Below are 25,731 nucleotides of genomic sequence, written 5' to 3' on the forward strand. Positions count from 1 at the left end.
GCCGTGCATCAGGGAAGACCGGCCAGTTGCAGGCCTTTTATCAGCGGTTCGGTGAAGGCCGGATCGCGATCGGGGACGAAGTGACGGATGTCCTCGCTGCGGAAATCGGGGAAGTTTTCCAGAACCGTCCTGGCGTAGCCATGGGCCTTGCCCGTATTGCCCGACATGGCATGCGAGGCGGCGAGCAGGCGGGCGGTCGCCTGTTTCGTCTTCACCGGTTCCAGCGCATCGATCGCCTTTTCATACTCTTCGCGCATGAAGTGGATGCCGCCGAGGTTCCAGTAATAATAGTCCGGCGGCAGCGGATTGAGTTTGAAGGCCGCACGGCTGAGCTCCAGCGCCCGGTCGAAATCGCCGTCATGAGAAAGCGCGTCGGAGAAATCGGCGAGAATATCGGCATCGTTGGGATTGAGATCCTGGGCCTGCTGGAAATATTCGAGGCTTTGGTCGAAACGGCGGCGATAAAGCGCGACAAAACCGAGCTCGCGGTAGGCCCGGCCGCTGTTCGGGTCGGACTGCTGCGCCTGCCGGGCGGCGCCGTTCGCCTCATCGAGCAGGTCGGTATCGCGCATGCCGCGGATCAGCCATTCCATGCCGAGCGCCCGCGACACGCCGGCATGGGCGGCCGAGAAATGCTCATAACGATTGAGCGAGGATTTGAACCATTTGCGCGCCTGGCGCAGATGCTGCAGGTCGGTCTGGGCGATCAGCCGCTTGCCTTCCAGGTAAAGACGATAGGCGGAGGCCGGCGCATCGCCGATCGGCATCGCCAGTTCGTGGCGCTCGATCGTGTCGGCGAGCGAGGAGACGATCCGCCGCGTCAGATGCGCGAAGGATTCGCTGATCTTCTGCATCACCAGCGGCAGTTCCAGCGCCCAGATCACTTCCGACGTCGTCGTCCGCGTCAGCCGGCAGGTGGCATAGACATCCTCGTCGCGGCCCTGGATCGTGACGTAGACCGCATAGTCGAAGCTGAGGTCGAGCGGGCCGGGCACGGCACGCGCCGGATCGATCGAGCGGCTGAGGATTTCGAGGCTCGTATGCGCCGCGATCACCTTGAAGCCGCGCTGCTGGCTGAGGCCGATGGTGACATCTTCAAGAAGCGCCCTGCCGACACGCTCCATCAGCGGATCGGTGAAGATGCTTTCCGGCGGCAGGATGATGATGCGCGGCTGGCCGAGCAGGTCGCCGAACATGCCAGGCGCCGATGGGCGCTCCGGCGCGGCTGCCTGTGCCGCCGGGATCAGGCCGAGTTCGCGGGCGAGCGCTGTGGTGCTTTCCTCCGGTTCGGTATCGAACTCGTCCTTCAGCTGGCTCTTGCATTTCAGATAGGCCTGGCGGGCCGCGGCCGGATCGTTCATCCTGACATGGGTGCGCATCAGGGCGCGATAGGCCGTCTCACTGGCAGGGTCGAGTTCCAGCAGGCGCCTGGCAAGCGCGACCTGCCCGTCGTCGGAGCGGTCTTCCGATATTTCGATCAGCCGGGTCAGATGGGCGGAGCGCCATTCGTCGATGCGCTGGCGTTCGAAGGTCAGCCAGTCCTCGGCGCCCTGCGTCGGCGATTTGGCGCCTTCCAGCAGTTCGCCGTTCAGCATATCGCTGTCTTCGGGGGCGAGCGGCCCTTTCTGTTTCAGGATATGAACGTCGACCTCCCAGCCATCCGCAAGCCCGATATGGGTTCGGGTCGCGGCAAGCAGCGGCGGAAGGTCGGCGGGAATGCTCTGCTCGATGCGCGACAGCAGCTGGCGCAGGCTGCCTGCCCGTTTTTCCGGCAGTTCCGATTGCCAGAGCTGCCGCCTGACGGTTTCGCGGTCGAGTTCGAGATTGGCTTCGGCGGCGAGCATGGCGAGGAGAAAATAAGACTTCTCCGGCAAAGGGAGTTCCCTCCCCGCTGCCAGCAGCCTCGGTCTTCCGAGCAGGCACAGCCTGTTCCTCGACATCAGTCCGGATGTCCGTTGCATCCCGGTTCTCACCCCTGAAAGCCATGGCGCGCAAACATAGCGGTCGCGAAAACATGTTAGAGCTATAAGAGCGCCGCGCATAGCGGTTTTTGCTATAAAGGGAAGAAGTTTCAGCGAATATTTGCATTTTCGCCTGTCGCTCGCCGAGAAGATGCTTCGCCAACACTTGCCGATGGGGTGCTGCGGGCGCTCTGTGGCGGGGAATTGTTTGAGCCTCGGCCGGCCTTCATAGCCAGCAGAGTAGAACAGGATGATTTTAGGCCGGATCGGCGGAAAATCTGAATCCTGTTCTAAACTAAATAGTTAGAGCATCTGCGCAACCCGTTTCGGGCTTGTTTCCGTGGCAGTCGTCTCGACGAAGTCGAGCCCGATATCCAGTACCGGGGCGCTATGCGTCAGCCAGCCGACCGAAATCAGGTCGACGCCGGAGGCGGCGATTGCGGCGGCCGTTGCCGGCGTGACCCGGCCGGATGCCTCGGTGATCGCCCGGCCGGCGACGATGGCGACGGCCTGGCGCAGCTGATCCGGTGTCATATTGTCGAGCAGGACGGCGTCAACGCCGGTCTGCATCGCTTCGCGCAGCTGATCGAGCCTGTCCACTTCGACCTCGATCTTCACCAGATGGCCGACGCCGGCGCGGGCCCGGCGGATCGCCTCGGCAACGCCGCCGGCGATGGCGACGTGATTGTCCTTAATCAGCACCGCGTCATGCAGCGCGAAACGGTGGTTCATGCCGCCGCCGGCCCGCACCGCATATTTCTCCAGCGCTCTCAGCCCCGGCGTCGTCTTGCGGGTGCAGGCAACGGAGGCTTTGGTGCCGCGGATGGCGGCGGCGATCTCTGCCGTGACCGTCGCGATACCGGAGAGATGGCCGAGGAAATTCAGCGCGGTGCGCTCAGCCGTCAGCAGGCCGCGTGACGGACCTTCGATGGTGGCGATCACGTCGCCGGGCTTGACCGCGTCACCATCCTGGAGATGGCGGCGCATGGCGATCCCGGGATCGACGAGGGCGAAGGCGAGTTCGGCCGCGTCGAGACCGGCGATGACGCCCGGCTGACGGGCGGCCATGACGACCGTCGAGCGGTGATCGTGAGGGATGACCGAGGCCGAGGTGATATCGCCGGCAAGGCCGAGATCTTCGAGCAGGGCTGCGCGCACCAGCGGTTCGACGATCAGGCGCGGAAGCGGAACAGGGCTCATCTCAGGCACTCCTGGCAAGGGCATAGGGCGCGCGGGCGATCTCCAGCGCTTCGGAAAGGCGCATGCGGCACCGGTCGGCAGTGCCGAGCTTCAGCGGAAAATCGGTGCGGGCATGGGCGCCGCGCGATTCCATCCGCAGGCTGGCAAAGACGGCGATCAGCAGCGCGACGATAGCCGGATCGGCGGCAGGCCCGTCGCCTTCGGCAAGCGGCAGCAAGGCGGCGATCGCGCCCTCAACGGCGCCGGCATTGCGCAGCACGCCGAGATGGCGCGAGACGATCGGCCGGACGAGCGATGCATCGGCGGGCGCCGGCAGTCTATCGACAAGGATGGTGCCGGCAGCGCGCGCCGGCATGGCCGAGATGTCGCGCGCTGCCCGCATGCCCATCACCGCCGCCTCCAGCAGCGAATTGCTGGCAAGCCGGTTGGCGCCATGCAGGCCGGTCGAACCCGCTTCGCCGGTGACCCACAGACCGGCAACCGAGCTGCGGCCGTTCGCATCGGTGGCGACGCCGCCCATGTGATAGTGAACGGCCGGGCGCACCGGAATGAGGTCTTTTGCCGGATCGATGCCGGCCTCGCCGCAAAGGGATGCGATGACGGGAAAGCGTGCGGCAAAGCGGCTGCCGAGTGCCGCACGGGCATCGAGGAAGACGCGGCCGCCGCGGGCGATTTCGGCGCTGATGGCGCGCGCCACCACGTCGCGCGGCGCAAGCTCGGCGCCCGGGATGCGGGCCATGAAACGTTCGCCGCGTTCATTGACGAGCAATGCCCCCTCGCCGCGCACCGCCTCGCTGACCAGCGCCAAGGGCCGGCGGCGGGAATCGAGCGCCGTCGGATGGAACTGGACGAATTCCATGTCGGCGAGATCGGCGCCCGCCCTTGCCGCGAGCGCGATGCCCTGGCCGAAATTGCCCATCGGATTGGTGGTCGCGTCGTAAAGCCCGCCGATGCCGCCGGTGGCGAGCACCAGTTTTGATGTCGGCAGGATGGCGGCCCCATTCACGGTCGCGCAGAGCAGGCCGGCGACATGCTCGCCCTCCATCAAAATCCGCCGCGCCTCAAAACCTTCGAGCACGGTGACGGACGGTGTCTGCTTCACCGCCCGCACCAGGGCGGCGACGATCGCCGCCCCCGAACCATCGCCTTCGGCATGGACGATGCGGCGGCGACTATGGGCGGCCTCCAGCCCGAGCGAAAGTTCACCCGCGGCATTGCGGTCGAAACGCACGCCGGCCTGCTCCAGCGCTGCGATCGCCGCCGGCGCCTCGGCAATGATGCCGGCGGCAACTGTGGGATCGCAGAGCCCGTCGCCTGCGGCAAGCGTATCGGCAAGATGCAGTTCGGCGCTGTCGTCGGCGCCCATGCCGGCGGCGATGCCGCCCTGGGCCCAGGCGCTCGACGTCTCCGTGCCGAGGGCGGCGCGCGTGACGATGACGCACGGTTTGGGCGCCAATGTCAGTGCGGTCATCAGCCCGGCAAGGCCGCTGCCGACGATCACCGTGCGGCCGGCGAGATGGTGGAGAATCTCAGTCATATCGCCAGCATCCTTTCGACGGCGCGGCGCGCGGCCACGGCAATCGCCGGATCGACCGTCACTTCATGGCGGTTTTCCTCAAGCGCCGCGCGGATATTGGCCAGCGTGATCCGCTTCATATGCGGGCAGAGATTGCAGGGGCGAATGAACTCGACGTCAGGATGGTGCACCGCGACGTTGTCGCTCATCGAACATTCGGTGAGCAGCACGACCCGCGCCGGTTTCCGGCTGCCGACATAATCCGACATGACGGCGGTCGAGCCGGCGAAATCGGCCTCCGCCACCACCTCGGGCGGGCATTCGGGATGGGCGAGCACCGTCACGCCGGGATGGTTTTCGCGCAGCTGGCGCACGTCGTCCGCGGTGAAGAGCTCGTGCACCTCGCAATGGCCGTGCCAGGCGATGATCTCGACGTCGGTCTCGCGGGCGACGTTGCGCGCCAGATATTCGTCGGGGATCATCAGCACTTTGGGAACGCCGAGCGATTCTACCACCTGCTTGGCATTGCCGGAGGTGCAGCAGATGTCGGAGGCGGCCTTCACCGCGGCCGAGGTGTTGACATAGGTGATGATGGGCACGCCGGGATGGGCCTGGCGCAAGAGCGCGATATCTTCAGGCGTGATCGAATCCGCCAGCGAACAGCCGGCACCGAGATCCGGGATCAGCACGGTTTTCTCAGGATTGAGCAACTTGGCGGTCTCGGCCATGAAATGCACGCCGGCCAGCACGATCACGTCGGCATCGACGTCGATCGCCTTGCGGGCGAGCGCCAGGCTGTCGCCGACGATATCGGCGACGCCATGAAAGATCTCGGGCGTCTGGTAATTGTGCGCGAGGATGACGGCGTTGCGGCGGCGCTTGAGGTCGAGGATGGCGTCGACATCGTTCTCGAACGACATCCATTCGGCTTTGGGAATGACGCGGCTGACGCGCTCATAGAGCGAGGATGCGGAAACAGGGTGGTTCATGGCCGGCTCCTAATTATGCTCTATTTGAGCATATCATGGGCAAATAGATATTCTCACCATGAGCATATGTCAATTGCGGGAGAGCGGTAATTTTGTTCCGGCGAGTGCGCGTTCCTCGAGCACAGTATGGCGGAAGCGGAAGAGCTTGGCCGGCCGGCCGCCGGTTTCGCTTTCCGTGCCGCCGGTTTCCTCGACCAGTTCCTGCTGCTCGATCAGGCGGCGGAAATTCTGCTTGTGCAGCGTCAGCCCCGCCAAGGCTTCGATGGTGCGCTGCAGGCGCAAGAGCGTGAAACTTTCGGGCATCAGTTCGAAGACGACGGGGCGGTATTTGATCTTGGCACGCAGCCTGGCGATCCCTGTCGCCAAAATGCGCCGATGATCGGCAAACATCGCCCGGCCGAGATTGGCTTCGGCGGCGCATCCGGCTTCGGCGACCAGCCCGGCTTCATAGAGCAGTTCGTAGCGCTGCAGCGCCAGATCCTCGTTCCAGCCGCCGCCGTCGAGGCCGAAGGTGAAATCCGCCCGGCGATGGCGGTGGTCGCGCCTGAAGGGATCGGCATCGGCCCAGTCCCTCAGGCGTGTCATGATCTCGTCGAGCACGACTGGCCGGCCGTGGCGATGGTCTTCCCAGGGGAAATATTCGTACCAGCCATGCCATCCCGGCCGGCCGGCGCCCGACTGTTCGTTGACGAGGCCGAGATAGCTGATCGAGATCGTTCGCCCGCCCGGAATGTCGTTGTTCCGGTCGCGGTCGGCGAAAGTATAGAGCTGTTCGAGATAGCCGACAGGGTGCTCGGTTTGCTCCTGCACCCATTCGCGCAGGCCCGATTGCAGGGTGCGATGGCCCATTTCGAAAGGGCCGGACGGCAGCGCATTGCCGGAGCGGATGGTCATCACACGCGGCTCGTCCCCCGTCACTGCGACGAGCACCGCAATCAATTCCGCATGCGCAAAGCCGATCGTCACAGGGGACCGAATACTCCGTTCCGAATGGGTCATTCCTGACACAGGCGGGGACGGAAGCCAATGGCGGGCCGAGGAGTTCGGGGTGTTGCCCACATTATCGAGGCGATGTCGGGCGTTACCCGCGGTTTGCCCTTTGTCTCTGGTTTGTCGTTGCTTGGCGCGGCTTTGCCGCGCACCCCCTCATCTGCCTGCCGGCATCTTCTCCCCGCTGGGGAGAAGGGGAATCGCGGCACCCTCTCGCGTCCCTCGAGACCTGTGCTGTAGGTATGGTGACCGGGCAGCTTGCTCCCCCTTCTCCCCAGCGGGGAGAAGATGCCCGTTAGGGCAGATGAGGGGGGTGAGGAGCGTCAGCGACGAACGCCTTGAGCGACAAGCGAAAGGCATCTTTCGCTTCTCAGCCAAGCACTTACTCTGAACGATTCCCCCTCTCGCCAGCCAGCTTCTCCAGAAAAGTCTTCAGCTCCGCTTCGTCAATGCCGACGAGATGGCGTTTTTCCGGGTAGGCGCCGGTGCGGACATCCTCGGCGAATTCAGTGAAGGCGGCGATGCGTTCGCGCTGCAGCCGGTCGTGTTCGGCGGCGAAGTTGCGGTAGACCTTGGCGTGGCGTGGATAATGGTCGCGATTGGCGCCGAGCACGTCGTCGGCGAAGAGATATTGGGCGTCGCAGCCGCCGCCGGCGCCCATGGAGATCATCAGCATCGAGGTGTTGCTGCTGATGGCGGCGGCGACATCGCCCGGCACGACTTCGATTTCGGCGGCGAAGGCGCCGGCCTCTTCGAGCGCCTTGGTCTGCCGCCAGATTTCGGCCGCACTTGCCGCCGTCTTGCCGACGGCGCGGAAGCCGCCGGTCCAGGTCGCCTTCGACGGGATCAGTCCGAGATGGCCGCAGACCGGGATTCCCTCATCGCGCAGGCGCCGGATCGTCTGCAGGCTGGCGGCGCAATAGACCGCGTCGCCGCCGGCCTTCAGCGCCGCAAAGGCGGCGCGGAGATAATCTTCCGCCGAGACATGATCGCCATATTCGAGGCCGGGGATGGCAAAGGGCGTCGGCGCGATCTCCCGAAAGACCGGGCCGAGCAGCGAGGGCGGCACCGAGACGATGTCGATGCCCGCCTTTTCGGCCGCTTCGGCCTCCTCCAGCGAGGTGACGCGCAGCATGGTGAGCTGGCGCTTGCCTTTTTCCGCCAGCAGGTCGGCGACGGTCGCGCGCTTGTGTTTCTTCATCGTCAATTCCTTTGAGTATATCGGGCGGCTCAGGCGGCCAGCAGAGATTTCAGTTTGACGCCATTGGCTCGCAGCGCCGCCGGATCGGGATGGGAACGCGCTGCGATCAGCATTTCAGCGAGGCGGATGTCGCGCGCCACCGCATTGCCCGGGCCGATGCCGCTTGCGGCGATCAGCCGTCCGTCGGCATCGAGATGGAACAGAATGAAGGCGCCGGCCCCGAGGTCGCGGCGCTGATGCGTGGCCGCCCCTTCGGCAAGACCTGCTATCTGCAGCGTCGTGTCGTATTGATCCGACCAGAACCACGGCACGGCGGAAACGGCCTGGCCGAGACCGAGCATGTTGGCCGCGGCCAATGTGCCCTGCTCCTGGGCGTTGCGCCAGGATTCGAGCCGCACCCGCCGGCCGCCGTAAATCGCCAGCGGAAAGGAGCAGCAGTCGCCGGCCGCAAAGACATCCGGCGCCGAGGTCTGGAGATAGCTGTCGACGGCAATGCCGTTTTCGATCGTCAGCCCCGCCCTTTCGGCGATCTCGGCATTCGGCCGGGCGCCAATGCCGATAAGGGCGAGATCGGCTTCGATCGCCTCGCCGCCCGACAACCGGATCAGGGCTTTTCCGCCTTCCTCGCTCAGCCTCTCGATCGAGACGCCGCAGCGGATATCGACGCCCTCGGCGCGGTGGCGCTCGGTCAGGAGCTGCGCGATTTCATCAGGCACGCCGCGTTTCAGCACGCGTTCCAGTCCCTCGATAACGGTGACCCCGGCGCCGAGCAGGCGGGCGGTCGCCGCCAGTTCCAGGCCGATGAAGCCACCGCCGATGATGGCGATATGCTTCCCCGGCTTCATCACATCGCGCAGTGCCGTGGCATCATGATGCGTTCTGAGCGCGCGAATATGGGCGCTAGTTTCAGGCGCGCCGGCAAGCCAACGCGCGGCGGCACCCGTTGCCAGCAGAAGCTTGTCATAGGAAAGCGTCGTCGCGTCGGAAAAGCTGACGGTCCTGGATGCCGTGTCGAAATCCCTGGCTTCTAGGCCGGTCACCAGGCGGATGCCGCTGTCGGCGTATTTCTCCGCCGCGGCGATGAATTTCGGATCGCCTGCATCGGCACCCGCCTTTGAAAGCGGCGGCCGCTCATAGGGATGAAGGGGCTCGGCGCCGACAAGCGTTATTTCGCCGTCAAAACCTTTTTCCCGCAGGGCGAAAGCGGCGCGTGCGCCGCATTCGCCCGCCCCCAGGATAACGAAATGGGCCATGACAGCTTCCCTCAGAGCGAGATGAAGACGGCGCCGCCTTCGACCTTCACAGGATAGGTCTTGAGATTGACGCAGACCGGCGGGCCTTTGGCTTCGCCCGTCTTGTAATTGAAGCGGCCGTTATGTTTCGGGCATTCGATGATCTCATCCATGACAAGCCCGTCGGCGAGATGGATATGTTCATGGGTGCAGAGACCGTCGGTGGCGTAGAATTCGTCGTCCGGGCTGCGGTAGACCGCGAAGGTGCGTCCGCCATGATCGAAGCGGATGACATCCTCTTCGTCGATCTCGTCCTTGCCGCAGACTTCGATCCAATTTCCGCTCATCTTATCCTCCCTCGATGGTGATTATTGCGCGGCCGCAGCCAGCTCGTTGTGGAACTCTTCGCGATAGGGCCGCGCGGTGGCCGGCAGCTCGCGTTTCAGGCAGTAATCCTCGTTGCGCAGTTGGCGCAGGAAGGCGGGGATCATCTCGCGATAACCCGACCAGATCGACGGGTTCGGCGCCGGCAGGTCGTGTTTGATCATCGCGTGCAGCCTCGGCAGCGCGTGGTAGGGCACCATCGGGAACATGTGATGTTCGACGTGGTAGTTCATGTTCCAGTAAATGAAGCGGCTGATCGGGTTCATATAGACCGTGCGGCTGTTCAGCCGGTGGTCGATGACGTTGTCGGCAAGGCCGCCATGCTGCAAAAGCCCAGTCAGCACATGGTGCCAGGCGCCGTAGAGGCGGGGCAGGCCGATCAACATCAGCGGCAGGATCGAACCCATGACGAGTGCTGCGGCGATCGTGGCGAGATAGATCGCCAGCCAGATGCGGGCGATGCGGATCGCCTTCGGCTGCTCCATCTCCGGAATGAAAGTCTTTTCCGCCGCGCCGATGATGCCGGCGGCATTGCGCAGCATGTCCACGATCGCATGCCAGACATCGAGGATGCCGAAGAAATTGAGGACCAGCCGGACGAGGTCGGGCGGCCGCATGACGGCGATCTCGGGATCGCGACCGACGATGACGGTATCGGTGTGATGGCGTGTGTGGCTCCAGCGCCAGGTCACCGGATTGCGCATGATCATGAAGCAGGCGATCTGATAGACGGCGTCGTTCATCCAGCGCGTCTTGAAGGCGGTGCCGTGGCCGCATTCGTGCCAGCGGCTGTCGGAGGCCGAGCCGTAAAGCACACCATAGGCAAGGAAGAAGGGCAGCGCGATCCACGAACCCCAGAAATAGACGCCGAGCCCGGCCAGGACCACCATGCTGCCGAGCCAGATAACCGTGTCACGGATCGCCGGGGCATCCGAGCGCTGCATCAGCGCCTTCATTTCCTTGCGCGGAATTTCCGTGTGGTACCATTGCGCTGCCGCCAGCCCCGTCTCGACAGCGGTGCGGCCGCTTTCGCCGAGCAGATCGTAGTCCCGTTTCTTTGCCTGGATCGTCATCATCCGCCTCCCGTTATGCCGTTGCTGAGAGAATAGGTTGACTTCGGAAGAGGCTCAATGCAGGCTTGATGTAATCTATCAAAAACTATCATGAATGGCTCGCATTCATGATTGAATCCATCAGGAACGCCGATGCGCCGCCCCACCATATCCGATCTTGCCCGCGCCTCCGGCGTCAGCATCGCCACCGTCGACCGGGTTCTCAATGCCCGCCACCGCGTGCGGGAGGAAACGGCGCGGCGGGTCTATGACGCGGCGCAGGAGATCGGCTACCATGCCGTCGGTCTCATCCGGCAGCGCGTCTTCGAGGATCTGCCGCAATACAAGCTGGCTTTTCTGCTGCAGAAACCGACGCAGGCCTTCTACCAGAGCTTCGTGCGCGAGATCGAAACCGCAGCGCGGCTGGTGACGAGCGCGCGCATCCAGACGCAGATCGATTTTCCTTCAGCCGCGACGCCGGCGGCGATCGTCGAGAAGATCAGGATGCTCGGCGCCCGCAACCAGGCCGTTGCGCTCGTCGGCCCGGATTATCCGGCGGTGACGACGGCGGTCGAGGAGCTGAAGGAGCGCGGCATTCCCGTCTTCTCGCTGCTCTCCGATCTCGCCACCGGCGTGCGTGACGCCTATGTCGGCGTCAACAACCGCAAGGTCGGCCGCACCGCCGCCTGGGCGATCGCGCGCACGGCGCGCAAGCCCGGCAAGGTCGCCTGTTTCGTCGGCAGCCACCGTTTCCACGGCCATGAACTGCGGGAAATCGGCTTCCGTTCCTATTTCCGCGAGAATGCACCTGAGTTTGATGTCCTGGATACGCTGATCAACCTCGAAACCGCTGAAATCACTCATGAGGCGACGCTGACGCTGCTGCAGAAACATCCCGATCTCGTCGGCCTTTATGTCTGCGGCGGCGGCATGGAGGGCGCGATCTCGGCGATCCGTGAGGAAAGTCTCGGCGGCAGGATCGTTCTCGTCGTCAACGAGCTGACGCCCGACAGCAAGGCCGGGCTTGCCGACGATATCGTCGCCATGGCGATCGGCACGCCCCTGCCCGCACTGTGCAAGGAGCTGATAGCGCTGATGACGAGCGCAATCGAAAACAGCGAAACGGCCGTTCCCGGCCAGTTCTTCCTACCCTTCGATATCCATATCTCGGAGAACATCTGAGGAATGATGGGATTCTATCATTTCGGCTGAAATTCTTTCAGCAATGAAAGCGGGCGGCGGCGATGGCCGATGGATTGCCACGGGAATTCCGATAGAGATTCGCAGGCCCATTCACGAGGAACTGCTCCGCTTATGCCGCGGAGACGAGGAGGATATATCCGTCATGACTTCGATCCGCTTTGCGCTCAACCATATGGCCGCACCGTCGCTCGCCATCGATGATTTCTTCGCGCTGACAAAGTCGCTCGGCATCGACGCGGTCGAGATCCGCAACGATCTTTCCGGCAATGCCATTCTCGACGGTACCAAACCGGAAGCGATCAAGGACGCAGCCAGCCGCCACGGCCTGACGATCATCTCGATCAACGCCCTGCAGCGTTTCAACGAGTGGAATGCCGCAAGGGCCGCTGAAGCGCAGGAACTGATCGATTATGCCAGCGCCTGCGGCGCCGCGGCGCTTGTGCTCGTTCCGAAGAACGACGGCACCGGCTGCGCCGACGGCGAGCGCCAGGCCAATCTGCGCCAGTCGCTGACGGCGCTGAAGCCGATGCTCGAGAAAGCCGGCATCACAGGTCTCGTCGAGCCGCTCGGTTTCGAGATCTGCTCGCTGCGTTCGAAGACCGAGGCGGCCGAGGCGATCCGGGAACTTGGCGCACAATCGACCTTCAAGCTCGTCCACGACACCTTCCACCATCACCTTGCCGGGGAAGCCGCGACCTTCCCGGAGCTTTCCGGCCTAGTGCACATTTCCGGGGTCAGCGACCCTGCCGTTTCCGTTGCCGATATGCGCGATTCCCATCGTGTGCTCGTCGACGGCGACGACCGGCTCGACAATGCCGGGCAGATCAAGGCGCTGCTGCAGGCGGGCTATAAGGGGCCTTTCTCCTTCGAGCCCTTTGCGGCGGAAGTGCACGCCGTGAAGGACCCGGCCGGCGCGCTTCGCGCCAGCATGGATTATCTGACCGCGCGGGTTTGAAGTCTGAGCGAGACGTCGTCCTACGATCGGCCGCCTGCGAGCGGCCGATCGTGACACATTATTCCCGGCCCCTGAACCGGCGCTGATAGGCCGGGTCGTAGAGCGAGCTCTCGCGGAAATCCGCCGCTGCGAGCGACTGGCCGACGAAGATGATCGCCGTGCGTTCGATCGGTTCGGCCGCGACCTTGGCCTCGATATCGGAAAGCGTGCCGCGCAGGATGCGTTCGTCCGGCCAGGAGGCCTTGACGACGATCGCGACCGGGCAATCGGCGCCGTAGAGCGGTGTCAATTCCTCCACCACCTGCTTCAGCGCATGAATTGCCAGATGGACCGCCAGTGTGGCGCCCGTCGCGCCGAATTTCGCCAGCGTCTCGTCGTTCGGCATCGGCGACGCCCGGCCGGAAACGCGGGTGAGCACCAGGCTTTGGGCCACTGACGGGATGGTCAGCTCGCGCCCGAGTGCCGAGGCGGCCGCCGCAAAGGCCGGCACACCCGGCGTCATCGTATAGGCGATGCCGTGTTTCTCGAGCCGGCGCACTTGCTCGGCGACCGCACTCCAGACCGAGAGATCGCCGGAATGTAGCCGGGCGACATCCTGGCCGGCCGCTGCGGCGCTCAGATATTCCGCCTCGATCTCGTCGAGCGACATCGGCGCGGTATCGACGATACGCGCATCCGGCGGGCAATATTGCAGCAGTTCCGGCGAGACGATCGAGCCGGCATAGAGGCAGACCGGGCATTGGGCGATGAGATCGCGGCCGCGCACCGTGATCAGATCCGCAGCACCCGGTCCCGCGCCGATGAAATGCACCGTCATTCCCTCATCCTTTCGTCCAGCGCCATTGCGTCACCGGCATGGCCGGCCGCCAGCCGCTCATGCCGCCTATGGGCTCGGCACGCGATATTTCGATCCGTGTGAGAAAGCCGCCGCGTTTTGCGTGTTCACTGAGGAGCACGGCTTCCATCTCCAGCGTCACGGCATTGGCGACGATCTGCCCGCCCCGCTTCAGCGCGGCGATCGCGGCATCGATGACGCCGGGCTCGCTGCCGCCGCCGCCGAGGAAGATCGCATCCGGTTCCGGCAGGCCCGCCAGCGCGCCGGGTGCCGTGCCTTCGATGACGGCGAGATGCGGCACGCCGAAGGCGGATGCGTTGCGCGCAACGCGCGCGGCCCGCTCCGGCGATTGTTCGATGGCGATTGCCGTCAGCGACGGATTGGCCAGCATCCACTCGATGCCGATCGATCCCGAGCCCGCACCGATATCCCAGAGCAGCTCACCATGGCGCGGCGCGAGCGCGGACAGCGTCATCGCCCGGATTTCGCGTTTGGTGATCTGTCCGTCATGCTCGAACAGCGCGTCCTCGAGCCCGGCGGCGAAAGGCAGAATGCGAGCCCCCTCCCCTGCCGCGATTTGCAGGGCGCAGACGTTGAGGGAATCGATATCCGTGAGGTCGAAATCCGCGGCCAGCGCATGTCTTCGCCGTTCGCGTGTGCCGCCCAGCGCCTCGAGCACGGTAAGCTGCGACTGACCGAAACCACCGGCGGCAAGCAGGGCAGCCAGATCACCCGGGCCCTTCTCGTCCGAGGTCAGCGCGATGATGCGCCGCCCGGGGTGTAGATGCGGCCGGATCAGGTCGGTCGGTCTGCCATGCAGCGAAATCGCCGTGACGTCCTGCAGCGGCCAGCCGAGACGCGAGGCGGCGAGGCTGAAGGCCGATGGCGCCGGGATGGTGCGCATCTCTTCCGCCGCCACATGGCGGGAAAGCGTTGCACCGACGCCGTAGAGAAACGGGTCGCCGGAGGCGAGCACGACGACGGGCGTGCCGCGCCTCTGGAGGATGGCATCGACCGAGCGCTCGAACGGGCTCTGCCAAGAAAACCTTTCGCCTGATATCAGCGACGCCGCAAGCGTATGGTGCCGCGCCCCGCCGAAGACAACCGGTGCGGTTTTGATCAGCCGCCTTGCCTCTTCGCCAAGCCCTTCTGGACCATCTTCGCCGATGCCGATAATAGTCAGCCAGCGCGGGCCGGAAGCAGGGGAGATATCAGACATGGGAAGACCTCGCATTCTGCTCCTCGGCGGTACCGGCGAAGCGCGCCTGCTCGCCGACGCGCTGGCGGCGCAGGGAAATGGCGATGTTCTTCTGTCGCTGGCCGGCCGCACCGAAAAACCGGCCGCGCAGCCGGTTCCGGTTCGCATCGGCGGATTCGGTGGGGCTGCGGCGCTGGCCGATTTTCTGAAGGCCGGCGGATATGATCTGCTGATCGATGCCACGCATCCCTTCGCCGAGCGCATTTCCGCCAACGCCGCCTTTGCCGCCGAGACCACCGGTATCGCCACGATCGCGCTGCGCCGTCCCGAATGGCAGCGCCTGCCGGGCGATCATTGGCGGGAGGTGCGGAGCATTCCGGCGGCCATCGAGGCGCTCGGCCCCTTCCCTCGCCGGGTCTTGCTGGCGACGGGCCGGCAGGGCGCGCATCATGCGGAGGCGGCGCCGCAGCATTTCTATCTCATCCGCAGCGTCGATCCCGTCGAGCCGCCGCTGGCGCTTGTCAATGTCGACTATGTGATTGATCGCGGTCCCTTCACGCTGGAAGGCGAATGCACTCTGCTGAAGCGACACCGCATCGACGCCGTCATTGCCAAGAACAGCGGTGGCGCGGCCACCTATGCGAAGATCGAGGCGGCCCGCCTGCTCGGCATCGAGGTGATGATGGTCACGCGCGCGGCGGTCTCCACGGTCAAGACGGTCGAAACTGTCGAGGCGGCGCTGGCAGCGGTCGATCACCTCTTCCCCCCTGCCATGAAACGCGGGGTATAGACGAGGTCCGGCCGGCCGGGCCGCGTGACGATCCGCGTTTCGGCCGATCCGATGATGACGCAGGTCGCCATATCGGCCATCGAGGCGTCCGCCTGTGACAGCTTCTGCACTACGATACGCTCGTCCGGCCGCCCGGCCGCGCGCCCGAAAATAATGGGGGTCGTTGCCGGCAGATGGTCGCGCAGCAGTTTGAAGGCTTCGCCGAGTTGCCAGGGCCGCGCCCGGCTGATGGGATTATAGAGGGCGATGACGAAGCCGGCCCTGGCTGCCAATTCGAGGCGGTTTTCTATTATATTCCAAGGCTTTAAATTGTCGGAGAGCGAGATGGCGCAGAAATCGTGCCCAAGCGGCGCCCCGGCTCTTGCCGCCACCGCCAGCATGGCGGTGATGCCGGGCAGGATGGTGAGATCGACCGCGCGCCAGGCGGCCGGTCCGTTCTCGATCGCCTCGCAGACGGCGGCAGCCATGGCGAAGACACCGGGGTCGCCGCCGGAGACGACGCAGACTTTCGAGCCATCCGCTGCCATGGAAAGGGCCGCCCCTGCCCTGTCGAGTTCTTCGCGATTGTCGGAGGCATGCCTTAGCTGATCGTCGCGAAGCTGCAGCCGGTCGAGATAGGGTCCATAACCAAAGAAATCCGTTGCCGCATCGACGGCGGCGAGCGCTTCCGGCGTCATCTGCTCGGGATTGCCGGGACCGGTGCCGATCACGAAAAGCCGGCCGCTCATCGGCTGCCCTCCCAGCCCGGCACAAGGACCAGCGAAAAATACGGTGCATCGCCTTCAGTCTTGTCGGCGAGCTTTTCCATCGCTGCATTCGCCATGGTGCCGCGCTCGACATAGACGGCCTCCGCAAGCCGGCCGGCCGCCGCCAAGGCGCGGCGGATCTTCGGCAGATTGCGGCCGACCTTCATGATGACGGCGGCTTGCGTATCGGCAAGGCGGCGAGTCAGCTCGGCCTCGGCCATCGTACCGGGCAGTACGGAAAGCACGTCGTCCCCCTGGACGATCGGCATGCCTGCCAGGGACCAGCAGCCGGACATGGCGCTGATGCCGGGGATTACCTCAGTCGGATAGCGTGTGGAAAGCCTGACATGCAGGTGCATATAGGAGCCGTAGAACAGCGGATCGCCTTCGCTGAGCACGGCGACGGTCAGCCCGGCATCGAGATGGCCGGCGACGGTTTCGGCAGACCGGTCGTAGAACTGGGTGATCAGGCTCTGATAGCGATCGTCGTTCTTATCGATCTCGGTGGTGACGGGATAATAGAGCGGCAGCAGCGTCATACCGGAGTTCAGCAGCGGTTCGACGATCGCCTTGCCGTTGCCGCCCCTGCCCTGCTTGGCGAAATAGGCGATGACGTCGGCGCTTTCGATGACGCGGACAGCTTTGAGGGTCAGAAGCTCCGGGTCGCCGGGACCCGTGCCGACGCCGATGAGACGGCCTGTTGTCGTCATAGGCCCGGCCTCGCCAGCGCGTTGATGGCGGCGGCTGTCATCGCGCTGCCGCCGAGCCGGCCGCGCACGATGGCAAAGGGGACGCCGTAAGAATTCTCCGCCAGCGCATCCTTCGATTCCGCCGCGCCGACAAAGCCCACCGGCATGCCGAGGATCGCTGCGGGTTTCGGGGCGCCGTCGCGCAGGAGTTCGAGCAGGTGGAAGAGTGCGGTCGGCGCATTGCCGATCGCAACGACGCTGCCGCCGAGCCGGTCGAGCCAGAGATGCATGGCGGCGGCCGAGCGCGTATTGCCGATCTTGAGGGCCAGTTCCGGGGTGGCGGGGTCGCGCAGCGTGCAGATGACCTCGTTCAGCGCCGGCAGCCGCGCTCGGGTCACGCCCTGGGAGACCATCTCCGCATCGCAGAAGATCGGCGCCCCGGCCTTCAGCGCGTCGCGCGCGGCGCTGACGACATCGGCGGAGAACAGGAAATGCTCCGCCGCCTCGACCAGCCCGCAGGCATGGATCATGCGCACGGCGATGTCGGCCTGATCTTCGGTGAAGCGCGAAAGATCGGCCTCGGCGCGGATGATCGCAAAGGAGCGCTCGTAGATCGCGTCACCGCTGCGGATATAATCGTAGTCTGGCATTCTTATTCCTGTCGCAGCGCCTTCGAAAGACCGGTTGCGCCAAGCCGTGTAAGGCAGGCGGCAGCCGATTCGCCAGCGCCTCTGTTGTCTTCGATGGACCGGGCGAGCCTCTCTATAGCGAAATCGATCCGACCGCCAGCGATCCGTTCATCCGGCCGATCCGCAGCGAGCCCGTGGAGAATGAGGTCGTAGCCTTCAGCCGTGCCCGTCAGCGTCAGCGCCGGCCGGGCATGCGCGCAGCCCTTGGCGCAGCCGGAGAGATGCAGCGTCAGCGAACCGTCGAAGAGGGCAGGTGCCGCCGCCAGGATGCGGCGCGCCAGACTGCGTGTTTTGTAGAAGGCGGAACCGCAGGCGCCGGCGCCGGCGCAAGCGGCGATATGCTCGGCTTTCTCGCAGGCTTGGGCGCCGAAGCCACTTTCGGCTGCCGCGGTCTGCACGGCCGGCGCCGCCTCTGCCGCAAGCCCGAGCAGGAAGAAACTGCGGCCGGGCGCCAGCCGGATCGCGGTTGCGCCAGAGGCCTTGGCGAGATCAAGCAGGGCGATCAGATCGGCCGCGCGGATCTGGCCGAATTCCGGCCGGACGCCGAGCACGGTTTTGCCGTCCGCCAGTCTGTGTAGGCCGGCAAGCGGCCTCTTGGCCACGCGGGATGGAAGGGATCGAGGTTCGCTGATGGTGGGAAAGCTTGCCCGCAGACGCGCCGGATCGATATCCCGTGCCCGGCTGCCCTGCCCGAGCTTTGCCAGCAGGCTCAGAACCTCGCCCACGGCAGAGACCGCCGCTTCCGCAGGGCCAACCACTACCGGTGTTGCCGTTTCGCCATCGCCGTTGATCGCAACAAGCCAATGCGCCGGCGATTGTGCAACGAGACGGATATCGGCGGAAAGCGCCGACAAGCCGAAGGCTCCGCCGCCGTCGACGACGATCGACAGTTTCGGTGCGAGCCGCGGCGAGGTGAGGAGATCGCGGAGCTTGCCGCGCAAAGCCAGCTCCATGGCGGCCGGATCGCTCACCTCTTCCGGGTCGATGCCGTGCAGCGGCGAGATCTCGACCGCCGGTCCGTCCGGCACGGCAATGCCGGCGGCATCGATATCGGAGGCGAGCTGTCCGACGGTCTCGGCCCGCAGCCCGCGGATCTGCAGATTGCCGCGTGCGGTGATCTCGAGAATGCCGTTTCCGTGTGCCGCGGCTGCGCGAGCCAGTGCTGCGAATTGCGGCAGGGTCAACGCGCCGCCGGCCGGCCGCAGCCGCACCAGCAGACCGTCGCCGGTCGACATCGGTGTGGCGAGGGCGGGGCAGGCGCCGCGCGCGCGCATCTTCGCCGCCGCGCGGCGCTGCAGCTCCGTCTCGCCTCTCCCGTCGATAACCTTGGCGGTGTCGATGCCCATTCTTTATCCTCTGTCCGTTTCTTACATGATCGCGGCGGACGCGGCAAAACATGGGAAACGGTCGGCGCGGCTATTCCTCGAAATCTCGTCCCTTGCGCAGCAGATAGATATCCATGATCCAGCCATGCCGCTGCCTGGCTTCGGCCCTCAGCATCAGAATGTCGGCCGCGATGTCGCCGAGCCGCCCGGATCTGACGATCTCGTCTTCGGTGCCGAGATAGGCGCCCCAGAAGATCTCGGCGTCGGGATCGTCGGTCTTGGCAAAGGCCTGTTCGCCGTCGAGCATGACGACGGTGGTGGACGCCTGCAGCCCATCCTGCGCCAGCCTGCGCCCGGTGGTGATCTCGATCGGTTTGCCGACAAGGTTGACGGGGATTTTGTGACTGGCGGCCAGGGCCTGGATGCTGGTGATGCCAGGAATGACGCTGTAGTCGAAATCCACGCCGCCGTCCTGCCGCACGCGTTCGATGATGCGGATCGTGCTGTCGTAGAGACTGGGATCGCCCCAGACGAGAAAGGCGCCGCGGCCGTCATCGGGCAGGCCGGAGATCAGCTCTTTATAGATAAGGGCGATCTCGGCGTGCCAGGTGTCGACGCTTTGCGTGTAGCTTCTGTCCGCCGTCCGCCTCTGCGGTACCGCGAATTCCGAAATCCGGATGCCCGGCCGCGTGACATATCGTTCGCAGATTTCACGGCGGATCTCGGCGAGCTCTTCCTTGCCGGTGCCTTTGACCGGCAGGAAGATCACGTCGGCTGAATTCATCGCGTTGATTGCCTGTATGGTGACGTGCTCCGGGTTGCCCGTGCCGATGCCGATGATATGGATGTGCTTCAAGCCGATACTCCCTTGAGTCCCGGCGGTCTTGCCGAAAAAGCCGGTTCGCCGCAAGGGCGATGGCGAAGAGTTGGCCGCGGCCAACCGGGCCGGAATGGGCTCCTGGCCCCGATTGTTGCCGGAAATCCCGAATCGTGTCACTTTCGATACGCTTTTTGACGCTATGTTGACAGAAAAGCGCATCGAAAAGGATTGGGTGTTTTGGACAACATTAGCGTATCGACGACAGATGTGCGGATCGAGCGGCATGCGAACCAGCTTTCGCGGCAATTGAAGCTTCTCCGCGACAAGCTGTTTCCGCCGCTCGCGCAAAAGACGCTGCGGACATTTTCTTCAGGCGAGGCCGCCCAGATGATCGGCGTGTCCGACGGCTATCTTCGCCAGCTTTCCCTGGATGGCAAGGGGCCGCAGCCAGAGCTTTCCCAGAATGGCCGGCGCTCCTATACGCTCGGCCAGATCAATGAATTGCGCCAATATATGGCGAAGCTGAAGCCGAAGGATGCGCTCAGCTATCTTCCCTGGCGGCGTCCCGGCGAGAAGCTGCAGACGGTTGCCGTCACCAATTTCAAGGGCGGCTCGGCCAAGACGACGACGACGCTTTATCTGGCGCAATATCTGGCGCTGGCCGGTTACCGGGTGCTCGCCATCGACCTCGATCCGCAGGCCTCGCTCTCCTCGATGCTGGGCGTCCAGCCCGAATTCGATCTTTCCGATGGCGATACGCTTTATGGCGCCATTCGCTACGATGCCGGCCGCAAGCCGCTGAAGGACATCGTCCGCAAGACCTATTTCGACGGGCTCGATCTGGTGCCGGGCAATCTCGAACTGATGGAATTCGAGCATGAAACGCCGCGGGCGCTCAATGATCGGCAGAAACCGGCCGAGTTGTTCTTCCGCCGGGTCGGCGTGGCGATCGCCGAGGTCGAGGCCGATTACGACGTCGTGGTGATCGACTGCCCGCCGCAGCTCGGTTACCTCACCCTCGGCGCCGTCTGCGCGGCAACCTCGCTGCTCATCACCATCCATCCGCAGATGGTCGATGTCGCCTCCATGTCGCAATTCCTGCTGATGACCTCGGATCTGCTGTCTGTGGTCCGCAAGGCCGGCGGTGATCTGCAGCACGACTTCATCAAATATGTCGTCACCCGTCACGAACCCTTCGACGCGCCGCAGTCGCAGATCGTTGCGCTGCTGCGCAGCCTGTTCGGTGACGACGTGTTGACGGCCACCATTCTCAAATCGACGGCGATCGCCGATGCCGGCCTGACCAAGCAGACGCTGTTCGAAATCGAGAAGGGGCAGGTGCGCCGCTCGACTTACGACCGGGCGCTGGAATCGGTCAATGCCGCCAATAGCGAGGTTCTCGCCGGCATTCACAAAGCCTGGGGCCGGACATGAGCAGACGTGATCGCCTGAAAGGTCTTTTCGACGATACGGCGCAGGAGTTGGCCGCGGCCAACTACGAAGAGCCGTCTTCGCGCGGCGCGGCCGGGCCGGTCCGGACGATGGCACTGACGCTCGGGCGCATGGAGGAAGAGAGCAGGGCGATACAGGAGGCCTTGCTCTCAGGCGAACGCATCGTCGAGCTCGATCCCGATCTGATCGATTCCTCCTTCGTGCGCGACCGCCTCGCCGACCAGCCGCTCGATATCGACGACGAGCTGGTGCAGTCGATCGCCGAGAACGGCCAGGAAGTGCCGGTTCTCGTTCGTCGCCATCCCGATGATGAAAGCCGCTACCAGATCGCCTATGGCCATCGCCGCCTGCAGGCCGTCAAGCTGCTCGGGCGCAAGGTGCAGGCGATCGTCCGCAGCCTTGACGATACCGATGTCGTCATCGCCCAGGGCATCGAAAATTCGGCGCGCCGCAACCTTTCCTACATCGAGCGCGCCGTCTTTGCCCTCAATCTCGAGATCAAGGGTTTTGAGCGGCCCATCATCATGAAGGCGCTGTCGACCGATAAGACCGAGCTGTCGAAACTGCTCTCCGTCGCGAGAGCCATCCCGGCCGAGATCGTCAGATCGGTGGGTGCTGCCCCCGGCATCGGGCGCCGCAAATGGATGGCGCTTGCCCAGGACTGGAACGGGATGACGGCGGCGCGGCTTGCCAAGCTCGTCGGCTCGGAAAACTTCATGGCTGAGGAGAGCGACCGCCGCTTTGAGCTTCTGGTTGCCGAGCTCGCCCGGAAAGAGGCGAAGCCCGAGGCCACGGAATATGACTGGAAGCCGAAGGGCGGCGGCAAGATTGCCGGCCGAATCAAGAGCGCCGGCAATTCCTTCACGATCGCGTTGAAAACCGGCGATGCGCCGGATTTCGGCGCTTACATTTCACGCCGTCTCGATGAGCTTTACGAAGCCTATCGGGCCGGCAGGTTGCAAGCAGGAGAGTAGGCCGCAAAAGAAAAAAGCCTCCGAACGTTGCCGTCGCGGAAGCCTTTCTCATATCTGGACAATCTGAGAATCGCACTTCCTCGAATCACTGTCAAGCATCTTCGGCATCCTTTTGGGTGGTAGATTTCTTTTGCCTTGAAAAAAGGTGAGGGACATGGAGCCTCAATATGTATCGACGCCCTTTGGGCGGCGATCGATGACGCTTGGCATGCTGGCAAGCCAGGAAAGTGCCAGCAAGGTCGAACCGGACGCATCGGTCGATAAGTGGAAGATCTTTCGCGCGCTCTGCGAAGCAAAGGATATGGTCGGCGTATCCGATCGTGCGCTCGCCGTTCTCAACGCGTTGCTGACCTTCTATCCGAAGAACGAGATTGCCGAGGCCAACGGCTTCGTGGTCTTTCCCTCGAACGAGCAGCTGTCGCTGCGCACGCACGGGATGGCCGGAACGACGCTGCGGCGGAACCTGGCGATGCTGGTGGAGGCCGGCCTGATCATCCGGCGCGATAGCCCGAACGGCAAACGGTTCGCCCGCCGCAACGGCGAGGGCGGGCTTGGAGAGGCCTTTGGCTTCAGCCTGGCGCCGCTGCTGGCGCGCGCCGGCGAGATCGAGGCACAGGCGGCTCAGGTGCTCGCCGACAAGCTCGAATGGAAACGCCTGCGGGAACGGCTGACGCTCTGCCGGCGCGACATCACCAAACTTATCGAGATCGCCCTGGAGGAGAAAATCGCCGGCGAATGGATCGAGATGCAGACGCATTTCAATCTGCTGTCGGCAAGCCTGCCGCGCCGCCCGTCGGCCGCCGAGATGGAACATCTGCTGAGCGATCTCGAAGCTTTCCGCGAATTGATCGTCAAGACGCTGGAATTGAAAACGAAAACAGAAAAATCAGACGCCAATGGCAGCCAAAACGGTCGGCACATACATAATTCAAACCCACACCCCATATCTGAACTTGAACCAAGCTTCGAACCGAAGCAGGGCGCAAAGCCGGAGGAAGAACCGCGGCCATGGCGGGAGCCGCCGAAATCCTTCCCCCTTGCCATGGTGCTGCAGGCCTGCCCGGAGGTCGTCGTTTATGGGCCGGGCGGCGGGATCGGCAGCTGGCGGGATCTGATGGCCGCGGCCGTCATCGTCCGTTCGATGCTCGGCGTCAGTCCGAGCGCCTATCAGCTGGCCTGCGATGTCATGGGGCCGGAAAATGCCGCCACGGTGATCGCCTGCATCCTCGAAAGAGGCGGACATATCAACTCGGCCGGCGGCTATCTGCGTGATCTGACACGGCGGGCCGAGCGCGGCGAGTTCTCGCTTGGGCCGATGCTGATGGCGCTGATGCGGGCCAATGGTCCGATAGCGAGGAAAACAGGATGAACGGCTATGAAAAAGCTTCGCGCCAGCTGCGACGGCTAGACGCTAAGCGGCGGCTCGCTCAGCCATCTCGACCGCTTCCTTCCCCGGCCTTTTGTTGAAATGCGCCGTTAACCATGTCATAGATGGCGGAAGGAAATATCCGTTTTGCTTCCATTTGTGAAAAACCGTAAAGCTTAACAATGCGCTACGAAATCGACAGTGCGATGCTTCAAACCTTGCTTCCATCCTTTGCCGCCGCAGAGGATGCGCTGGCGCGGCTGGACGAACGGGTGGTGCGTTCGCCGGTCGGTGAGGGCTTTGCCGAACGCAGTCATTTCTTCGATGCTGCCGGCGCGCTCTGGGTGGCCGGCGAACTCGTGCATGTCGAGGATCTGGTTTTGCACGATGCGCATATGGACAGCCGGGCGCCGAGCCACGAATTGACGATCGCCCATTCCGTGCTGCGGGCCCGCCGGCGCATCTGGACCGGCGAACCGGCCTGGGCGCTCGGAGCCTCGGGGCTTGCGACGCTGACGGCGACGCTCGGGGAAGGGGAGGGGACAGCGCCGGAGGTCAAGAGCTCCGTGGTGCCGCTCGAGACCGACGACGAGGGCGGCGATGAAGACGGGCCGCTCGCCGCCGAGATGGCCGAGATCGACGCGCTTCTTGCCCGCTCGCAAAAACTGCTCGACATCCATACGGGCAAGCTGCCGGCAAGCGAGACGGCCGCCGCTGCCCCGGCACGACGCAATGACGATCCTCTCGGCTTGCTGGGTGACGACGAATGGGACGAGGAGCAGCGGCTTGCCGAGTGGCGCGGCCTCTTGCCATTGGCCGAAAGCTTGCCGCCGGTTCTTGGCGCGATTATCCTTTTCGAAGCCTGGGAAAGAATCGAGCCATTGCGGCGTCAGCACTGGCTCGGCGGTTTGCTGGTCGCCGGACATCTGCGCGCCCGCGGCAAGGTTGCCTCGCATCTCTTTTCTTTTTACGGCGGGCTGAAGCTGGTGCGCCATGAACGTCGCCGCGCGCGCGATCGGGCGACGCGGCTGCAGGCCTTCCTGGAGGCGATGCATCTGGGGGCTGCCGCCGGTCTCAAGGAACTCGACCGGCTCTCGCTGGCCCGCACGCAGATGGAGCTGCGCTTTCGCGGCCGCCGTTCGAACAGCAGCCTGCCGGATCTTGCCGATTTCATCCTGTCGCGGCCGATGGTCTCGGCGGCGATGATTGCCCGCCATCTCAGGATTACGCCGCGCGGCGCGCTGAACCTCGTCAACGAGATCGGCATTCGTGAAATCACCGGCCGCGGCCGCTACCGCGCCTGGGGCATCATCTGACATGAAAGCGGCCGGGCGTTAACCCGGCCGCTTTCATTTTTAAGGTGAACACCCGATCTGCCATCCTGTCACAGAGTGCAGACCGGGTGCTCTTGCGCTTCCTTTGCCCCCGGAAGCGCGATCCCTATTCCCGCTCGCCCGTGAAGTTGAGCAGAAGCTGGAAGATGTTGACGAAGTTCAGGTAGAGCGACAGCGCGCCGAAGACGGCGAGCTTCTGGTTCGATTCCTGATCGTAGTTTTCCGAATACTGTTCCTTGATGTTCTGCGTGTCGTAAGCGGTGAGGCCGACGAAGACGACGATGCCGATCACCGAGACGGCGAACTGCAGCGCGGACGAACCCAGGAAGATGTTGACGATGCTGGCGATGATAACGCCGATGAGACCCATCATCAGGAACGAGCCCATGCGCGACAGGTCACGCTTCGTCACATAGCCGTAAAGGCTGGTGGCGCCGAACATCGTGGCGGTGATGAAGAAGGTCCGCGCAATGCTCATCCCGGTGAAGACCAGGAAGACGGAGGCGAGCGACAGGCCCATCACGGCGCAGAAGGCCCAGAAGGTGATCTGCGCGGTGCTGGCCGACATCGTCTGGATGCGGAACGAGAAGAAGAAGACGAAGGCGAGCGGCGCCAGCATCACCACCCACTTCAGCGGCGACCCGAAGATCGGCACGTAGAGGGCCGGCGTCGAGCCGACGACGAAGGCGACGAGGCCGGTGATAACAAGGCCGAGAGCCATGTAATTGTAGACGCGCAGCATATGCTGGCGCAGGCCTTCGTCGAAGACGGCCTGGGAGCCGGCCACGGCGCCGTAGCGGGAATTGATCGGGTTCATGCTGATCTCCTCG

24 protein-coding genes are annotated in these 25,731 nt (G+C 64.2%); 7 read left to right on the plus strand and 17 right to left on the minus strand.

All coding sequences use genetic code 11. The features are described 5' to 3' along the window. Positions 1 to 8 precede the first annotated feature (8 nt). The 9 genes from QMO80_RS25995 to QMO80_RS26035 form a co-directional block, all read right to left on the minus strand. A complete protein-coding gene (locus QMO80_RS25995) occupies positions 9 to 1,961 on the minus strand; it encodes a BTAD domain-containing putative transcriptional regulator (RefSeq protein WP_283201197.1) in 1,953 nt (650 codons plus the stop codon). A 303-nt stretch (positions 1,962 to 2,264) separates the two neighbouring features. Continuing rightward, positions 2,265 to 3,185: a carboxylating nicotinate-nucleotide diphosphorylase gene (gene nadC / locus QMO80_RS26000; protein ID WP_283201198.1), complete on the minus strand. Its 921-nt coding sequence runs from the start codon at positions 3,183 to 3,185 to the stop codon at positions 2,265 to 2,267. Beyond that, positions 3,163 to 4,698, minus strand: coding sequence for an L-aspartate oxidase (locus QMO80_RS26005; RefSeq protein ID WP_283201199.1), 1,536 nt, complete (start codon positions 4,696 to 4,698; stop codon positions 3,163 to 3,165). The genes nadC and QMO80_RS26005 overlap by 23 nt, the downstream gene beginning before the upstream one ends. Beyond that, entirely contained in the window at positions 4,695 to 5,666 is a 972-nt protein-coding gene (gene nadA, locus QMO80_RS26010) for a quinolinate synthase NadA (RefSeq protein ID WP_283201200.1), read from the minus strand. Before nadA ends, QMO80_RS26005 begins: the two co-directional genes overlap by 4 nt. 69 nt (positions 5,667 to 5,735) lie before the next feature. Further along, positions 5,736 to 6,665, minus strand: a complete 930-nt coding sequence (locus QMO80_RS26015) for a hypothetical protein (RefSeq protein ID WP_283201201.1) — start codon at positions 6,663 to 6,665, stop codon at positions 5,736 to 5,738. Positions 6,666 to 7,038: 373 nt separating this feature from the next. Then, positions 7,039 to 7,857, minus strand: a complete 819-nt coding sequence (locus tag QMO80_RS26020; RefSeq protein ID WP_283201202.1) for a 3-methyl-2-oxobutanoate hydroxymethyltransferase — start codon at positions 7,855 to 7,857, stop codon at positions 7,039 to 7,041. 29 nt (positions 7,858 to 7,886) lie between these two features. After that, positions 7,887 to 9,110, minus strand: coding sequence for an NAD(P)/FAD-dependent oxidoreductase (locus tag QMO80_RS26025; protein ID WP_283201203.1), 1,224 nt, complete (start codon positions 9,108 to 9,110; stop codon positions 7,887 to 7,889). An 11-nt stretch (positions 9,111 to 9,121) separates the two neighbouring features. Further along, entirely contained in the window at positions 9,122 to 9,436 is a 315-nt protein-coding gene (locus tag QMO80_RS26030) for a MocE family 2Fe-2S type ferredoxin (RefSeq protein WP_283201204.1), read from the minus strand. A 21-nt stretch (positions 9,437 to 9,457) separates the two neighbouring features. After that, positions 9,458 to 10,546 (minus strand): fatty acid desaturase family protein, encoded by a 1,089-nt coding sequence (locus QMO80_RS26035; protein WP_283201227.1) that lies wholly within the window; start codon positions 10,544 to 10,546, stop codon positions 9,458 to 9,460. Between the two features lie 132 nt (positions 10,547 to 10,678). Here QMO80_RS26035 and QMO80_RS26040 point away from each other — a divergent pair, with 132 nt between their 5' ends. Next, positions 10,679 to 11,707 carry a LacI family DNA-binding transcriptional regulator gene (locus QMO80_RS26040; RefSeq protein ID WP_283201205.1) on the plus strand — a complete coding sequence of 343 codons (1,029 nt, stop codon included), beginning with the start codon at positions 10,679 to 10,681 and terminating at the stop codon, positions 11,705 to 11,707. 163 nt (positions 11,708 to 11,870) lie between these two features. Then, positions 11,871 to 12,683: a TIM barrel protein gene (locus QMO80_RS26045; RefSeq protein ID WP_283201206.1), complete on the plus strand. Its 813-nt coding sequence runs from the start codon at positions 11,871 to 11,873 to the stop codon at positions 12,681 to 12,683. 58 nt (positions 12,684 to 12,741) lie between these two features. Here the strand turns inward: QMO80_RS26045 and cobM are convergent, their stop codons facing one another. Together cobM and cbiE are read right to left on the minus strand one after the other, a co-directional pair. Further along, positions 12,742 to 13,500, minus strand: a complete 759-nt coding sequence (gene cobM, locus QMO80_RS26050; protein WP_283201207.1) for a precorrin-4 C(11)-methyltransferase — start codon at positions 13,498 to 13,500, stop codon at positions 12,742 to 12,744. A gap of 4 nt (positions 13,501 to 13,504) precedes the next feature. Continuing rightward, a complete protein-coding gene (gene cbiE / locus QMO80_RS26055; protein ID WP_283201208.1) occupies positions 13,505 to 14,737 on the minus strand; it encodes a precorrin-6y C5,15-methyltransferase (decarboxylating) subunit CbiE in 1,233 nt (410 codons plus the stop codon). Between cbiE and QMO80_RS26060 the strand changes: the two genes are divergently transcribed. Then, positions 14,736 to 15,506 carry a cobalt-precorrin-6A reductase gene (locus tag QMO80_RS26060; protein WP_283201209.1) on the plus strand — a complete coding sequence of 257 codons (771 nt, stop codon included), beginning with the start codon at positions 14,736 to 14,738 and terminating at the stop codon, positions 15,504 to 15,506. The two genes, cbiE and QMO80_RS26060, sit on opposite strands and share 2 nt — an antisense overlap. Here QMO80_RS26060 and QMO80_RS26065 read toward each other — a convergent pair. The 5 genes from QMO80_RS26065 to cobF all read right to left on the minus strand — a co-directional run bounded on the left by QMO80_RS26065 (position 15,470) and on the right by cobF (position 19,811). Beyond that, a complete protein-coding gene (locus QMO80_RS26065; RefSeq protein ID WP_283201210.1) occupies positions 15,470 to 16,234 on the minus strand; it encodes a precorrin-3B C(17)-methyltransferase in 765 nt (254 codons plus the stop codon). The two genes, QMO80_RS26060 and QMO80_RS26065, sit on opposite strands and share 37 nt — an antisense overlap. Continuing rightward, a complete protein-coding gene (locus QMO80_RS26070; RefSeq protein WP_283201211.1) occupies positions 16,231 to 16,962 on the minus strand; it encodes a precorrin-2 C(20)-methyltransferase in 732 nt (243 codons plus the stop codon). The genes QMO80_RS26065 and QMO80_RS26070 overlap by 4 nt, the downstream gene beginning before the upstream one ends. Next, a complete protein-coding gene (locus tag QMO80_RS26075; RefSeq protein ID WP_283201212.1) occupies positions 16,959 to 17,591 on the minus strand; it encodes a precorrin-8X methylmutase in 633 nt (210 codons plus the stop codon). The genes QMO80_RS26070 and QMO80_RS26075 overlap by 4 nt, the downstream gene beginning before the upstream one ends. 2 nt (positions 17,592 to 17,593) lie before the next feature. Then, positions 17,594 to 18,976 carry a precorrin-3B synthase gene (gene cobG, locus QMO80_RS26080; protein WP_283201213.1) on the minus strand — a complete coding sequence of 461 codons (1,383 nt, stop codon included), beginning with the start codon at positions 18,974 to 18,976 and terminating at the stop codon, positions 17,594 to 17,596. A gap of 70 nt (positions 18,977 to 19,046) precedes the next feature. After that, positions 19,047 to 19,811: a precorrin-6A synthase (deacetylating) gene (gene cobF / locus QMO80_RS26085; RefSeq protein WP_283201214.1), complete on the minus strand. Its 765-nt coding sequence runs from the start codon at positions 19,809 to 19,811 to the stop codon at positions 19,047 to 19,049. A gap of 201 nt (positions 19,812 to 20,012) precedes the next feature. Here cobF and repA point away from each other — a divergent pair, with 201 nt between their 5' ends. The 4 genes from repA to QMO80_RS26105 all read left to right on the plus strand — a co-directional run bounded on the left by repA (position 20,013) and on the right by QMO80_RS26105 (position 24,883). Continuing rightward, the gene (gene repA / locus QMO80_RS26090) at positions 20,013 to 21,209 is read left to right on the plus strand and encodes a plasmid partitioning protein RepA (RefSeq protein WP_283201215.1); all 1,197 of its coding nucleotides are present in this window, start codon (positions 20,013 to 20,015) and stop codon (positions 21,207 to 21,209) included. After that, the gene (gene repB / locus QMO80_RS26095) at positions 21,206 to 22,201 is read left to right on the plus strand and encodes a plasmid partitioning protein RepB (RefSeq protein ID WP_283200800.1); all 996 of its coding nucleotides are present in this window, start codon (positions 21,206 to 21,208) and stop codon (positions 22,199 to 22,201) included. The genes repA and repB overlap by 4 nt, the downstream gene beginning before the upstream one ends. 154 nt (positions 22,202 to 22,355) lie before the next feature. Beyond that, entirely contained in the window at positions 22,356 to 23,570 is a 1,215-nt protein-coding gene (gene repC, locus QMO80_RS26100) for a plasmid replication protein RepC (RefSeq protein ID WP_283200801.1), read from the plus strand. A 179-nt stretch (positions 23,571 to 23,749) separates the two neighbouring features. Continuing rightward, positions 23,750 to 24,883: an RHE_PE00001 family protein gene (locus QMO80_RS26105; RefSeq protein WP_283200802.1), complete on the plus strand. Its 1,134-nt coding sequence runs from the start codon at positions 23,750 to 23,752 to the stop codon at positions 24,881 to 24,883. Positions 24,884 to 25,007: 124 nt separating this feature from the next. On the opposite strand, the gene QMO80_RS26110 is transcribed toward QMO80_RS26105, so the two are convergent. After that, the gene (locus QMO80_RS26110) at positions 25,008 to 25,718 is read right to left on the minus strand and encodes a Bax inhibitor-1/YccA family protein (RefSeq protein ID WP_283200803.1); all 711 of its coding nucleotides are present in this window, start codon (positions 25,716 to 25,718) and stop codon (positions 25,008 to 25,010) included. Positions 25,719 to 25,731: the final 13 nt, after the last annotated feature.

Source organism: Rhizobium sp. BT03 (assembly GCF_030053155.1).
Taxonomy (GTDB): Bacteria; Pseudomonadota; Alphaproteobacteria; order Rhizobiales; family Rhizobiaceae; genus Rhizobium.

Coding starts and splice junctions, on each gene's coding strand:
- QMO80_RS25995 (WP_283201197.1), bottom strand. CDS start 1,961: ATGCAACGGACATCCGGACTGATGTCGAGGAACAGGCTGTGCCTGCTC.
- nadC (WP_283201198.1), bottom strand. CDS start 3,185: ATGCCCTTGCCAGGAGTGCCTGAGATGAGCCCTGTTCCGCTTCCGCGC.
- QMO80_RS26005 (WP_283201199.1), bottom strand. CDS start 4,698: ATGACTGAGATTCTCCACCATCTCGCCGGCCGCACGGTGATCGTCGGC.
- nadA (WP_283201200.1), bottom strand. CDS start 5,666: ATGAACCACCCTGTTTCCGCATCCTCGCTCTATGAGCGCGTCAGCCGC.
- QMO80_RS26015 (WP_283201201.1), bottom strand. CDS start 6,665: ATGACCCATTCGGAACGGAGTATTCGGTCCCCTGTGACGATCGGCTTT.
- QMO80_RS26020 (WP_283201202.1), bottom strand. CDS start 7,857: ATGAAGAAACACAAGCGCGCGACCGTCGCCGACCTGCTGGCGGAAAAA.
- QMO80_RS26025 (WP_283201203.1), bottom strand. CDS start 9,110: ATGGCCCATTTCGTTATCCTGGGGGCGGGCGAATGCGGCGCACGCGCC.
- QMO80_RS26030 (WP_283201204.1), bottom strand. CDS start 9,436: ATGAGCGGAAATTGGATCGAAGTCTGCGGCAAGGACGAGATCGACGAA.
- QMO80_RS26035 (WP_283201227.1), bottom strand. CDS start 10,546: ATGACGATCCAGGCAAAGAAACGGGACTACGATCTGCTCGGCGAAAGC.
- QMO80_RS26040 (WP_283201205.1), top strand. CDS start 10,679: ATGCGCCGCCCCACCATATCCGATCTTGCCCGCGCCTCCGGCGTCAGC.
- QMO80_RS26045 (WP_283201206.1), top strand. CDS start 11,871: ATGACTTCGATCCGCTTTGCGCTCAACCATATGGCCGCACCGTCGCTC.
- cobM (WP_283201207.1), bottom strand. CDS start 13,500: ATGACGGTGCATTTCATCGGCGCGGGACCGGGTGCTGCGGATCTGATC.
- QMO80_RS26060 (WP_283201209.1), top strand. CDS start 14,736: ATGGGAAGACCTCGCATTCTGCTCCTCGGCGGTACCGGCGAAGCGCGC.
- cbiE (WP_283201208.1), bottom strand. CDS start 14,737: ATGTCTGATATCTCCCCTGCTTCCGGCCCGCGCTGGCTGACTATTATC.
- QMO80_RS26065 (WP_283201210.1), bottom strand. CDS start 16,234: ATGAGCGGCCGGCTTTTCGTGATCGGCACCGGTCCCGGCAATCCCGAG.
- QMO80_RS26070 (WP_283201211.1), bottom strand. CDS start 16,962: ATGACGACAACAGGCCGTCTCATCGGCGTCGGCACGGGTCCCGGCGAC.
- QMO80_RS26075 (WP_283201212.1), bottom strand. CDS start 17,591: ATGCCAGACTACGATTATATCCGCAGCGGTGACGCGATCTACGAGCGC.
- cobG (WP_283201213.1), bottom strand. CDS start 18,976: ATGGGCATCGACACCGCCAAGGTTATCGACGGGAGAGGCGAGACGGAG.
- repB (WP_283200800.1), top strand. CDS start 21,206: ATGAGCAGACGTGATCGCCTGAAAGGTCTTTTCGACGATACGGCGCAG.
- repC (WP_283200801.1), top strand. CDS start 22,356: ATGGAGCCTCAATATGTATCGACGCCCTTTGGGCGGCGATCGATGACG.
- QMO80_RS26105 (WP_283200802.1), top strand. CDS start 23,750: ATGCGCTACGAAATCGACAGTGCGATGCTTCAAACCTTGCTTCCATCC.
- QMO80_RS26110 (WP_283200803.1), bottom strand. CDS start 25,718: ATGAACCCGATCAATTCCCGCTACGGCGCCGTGGCCGGCTCCCAGGCC.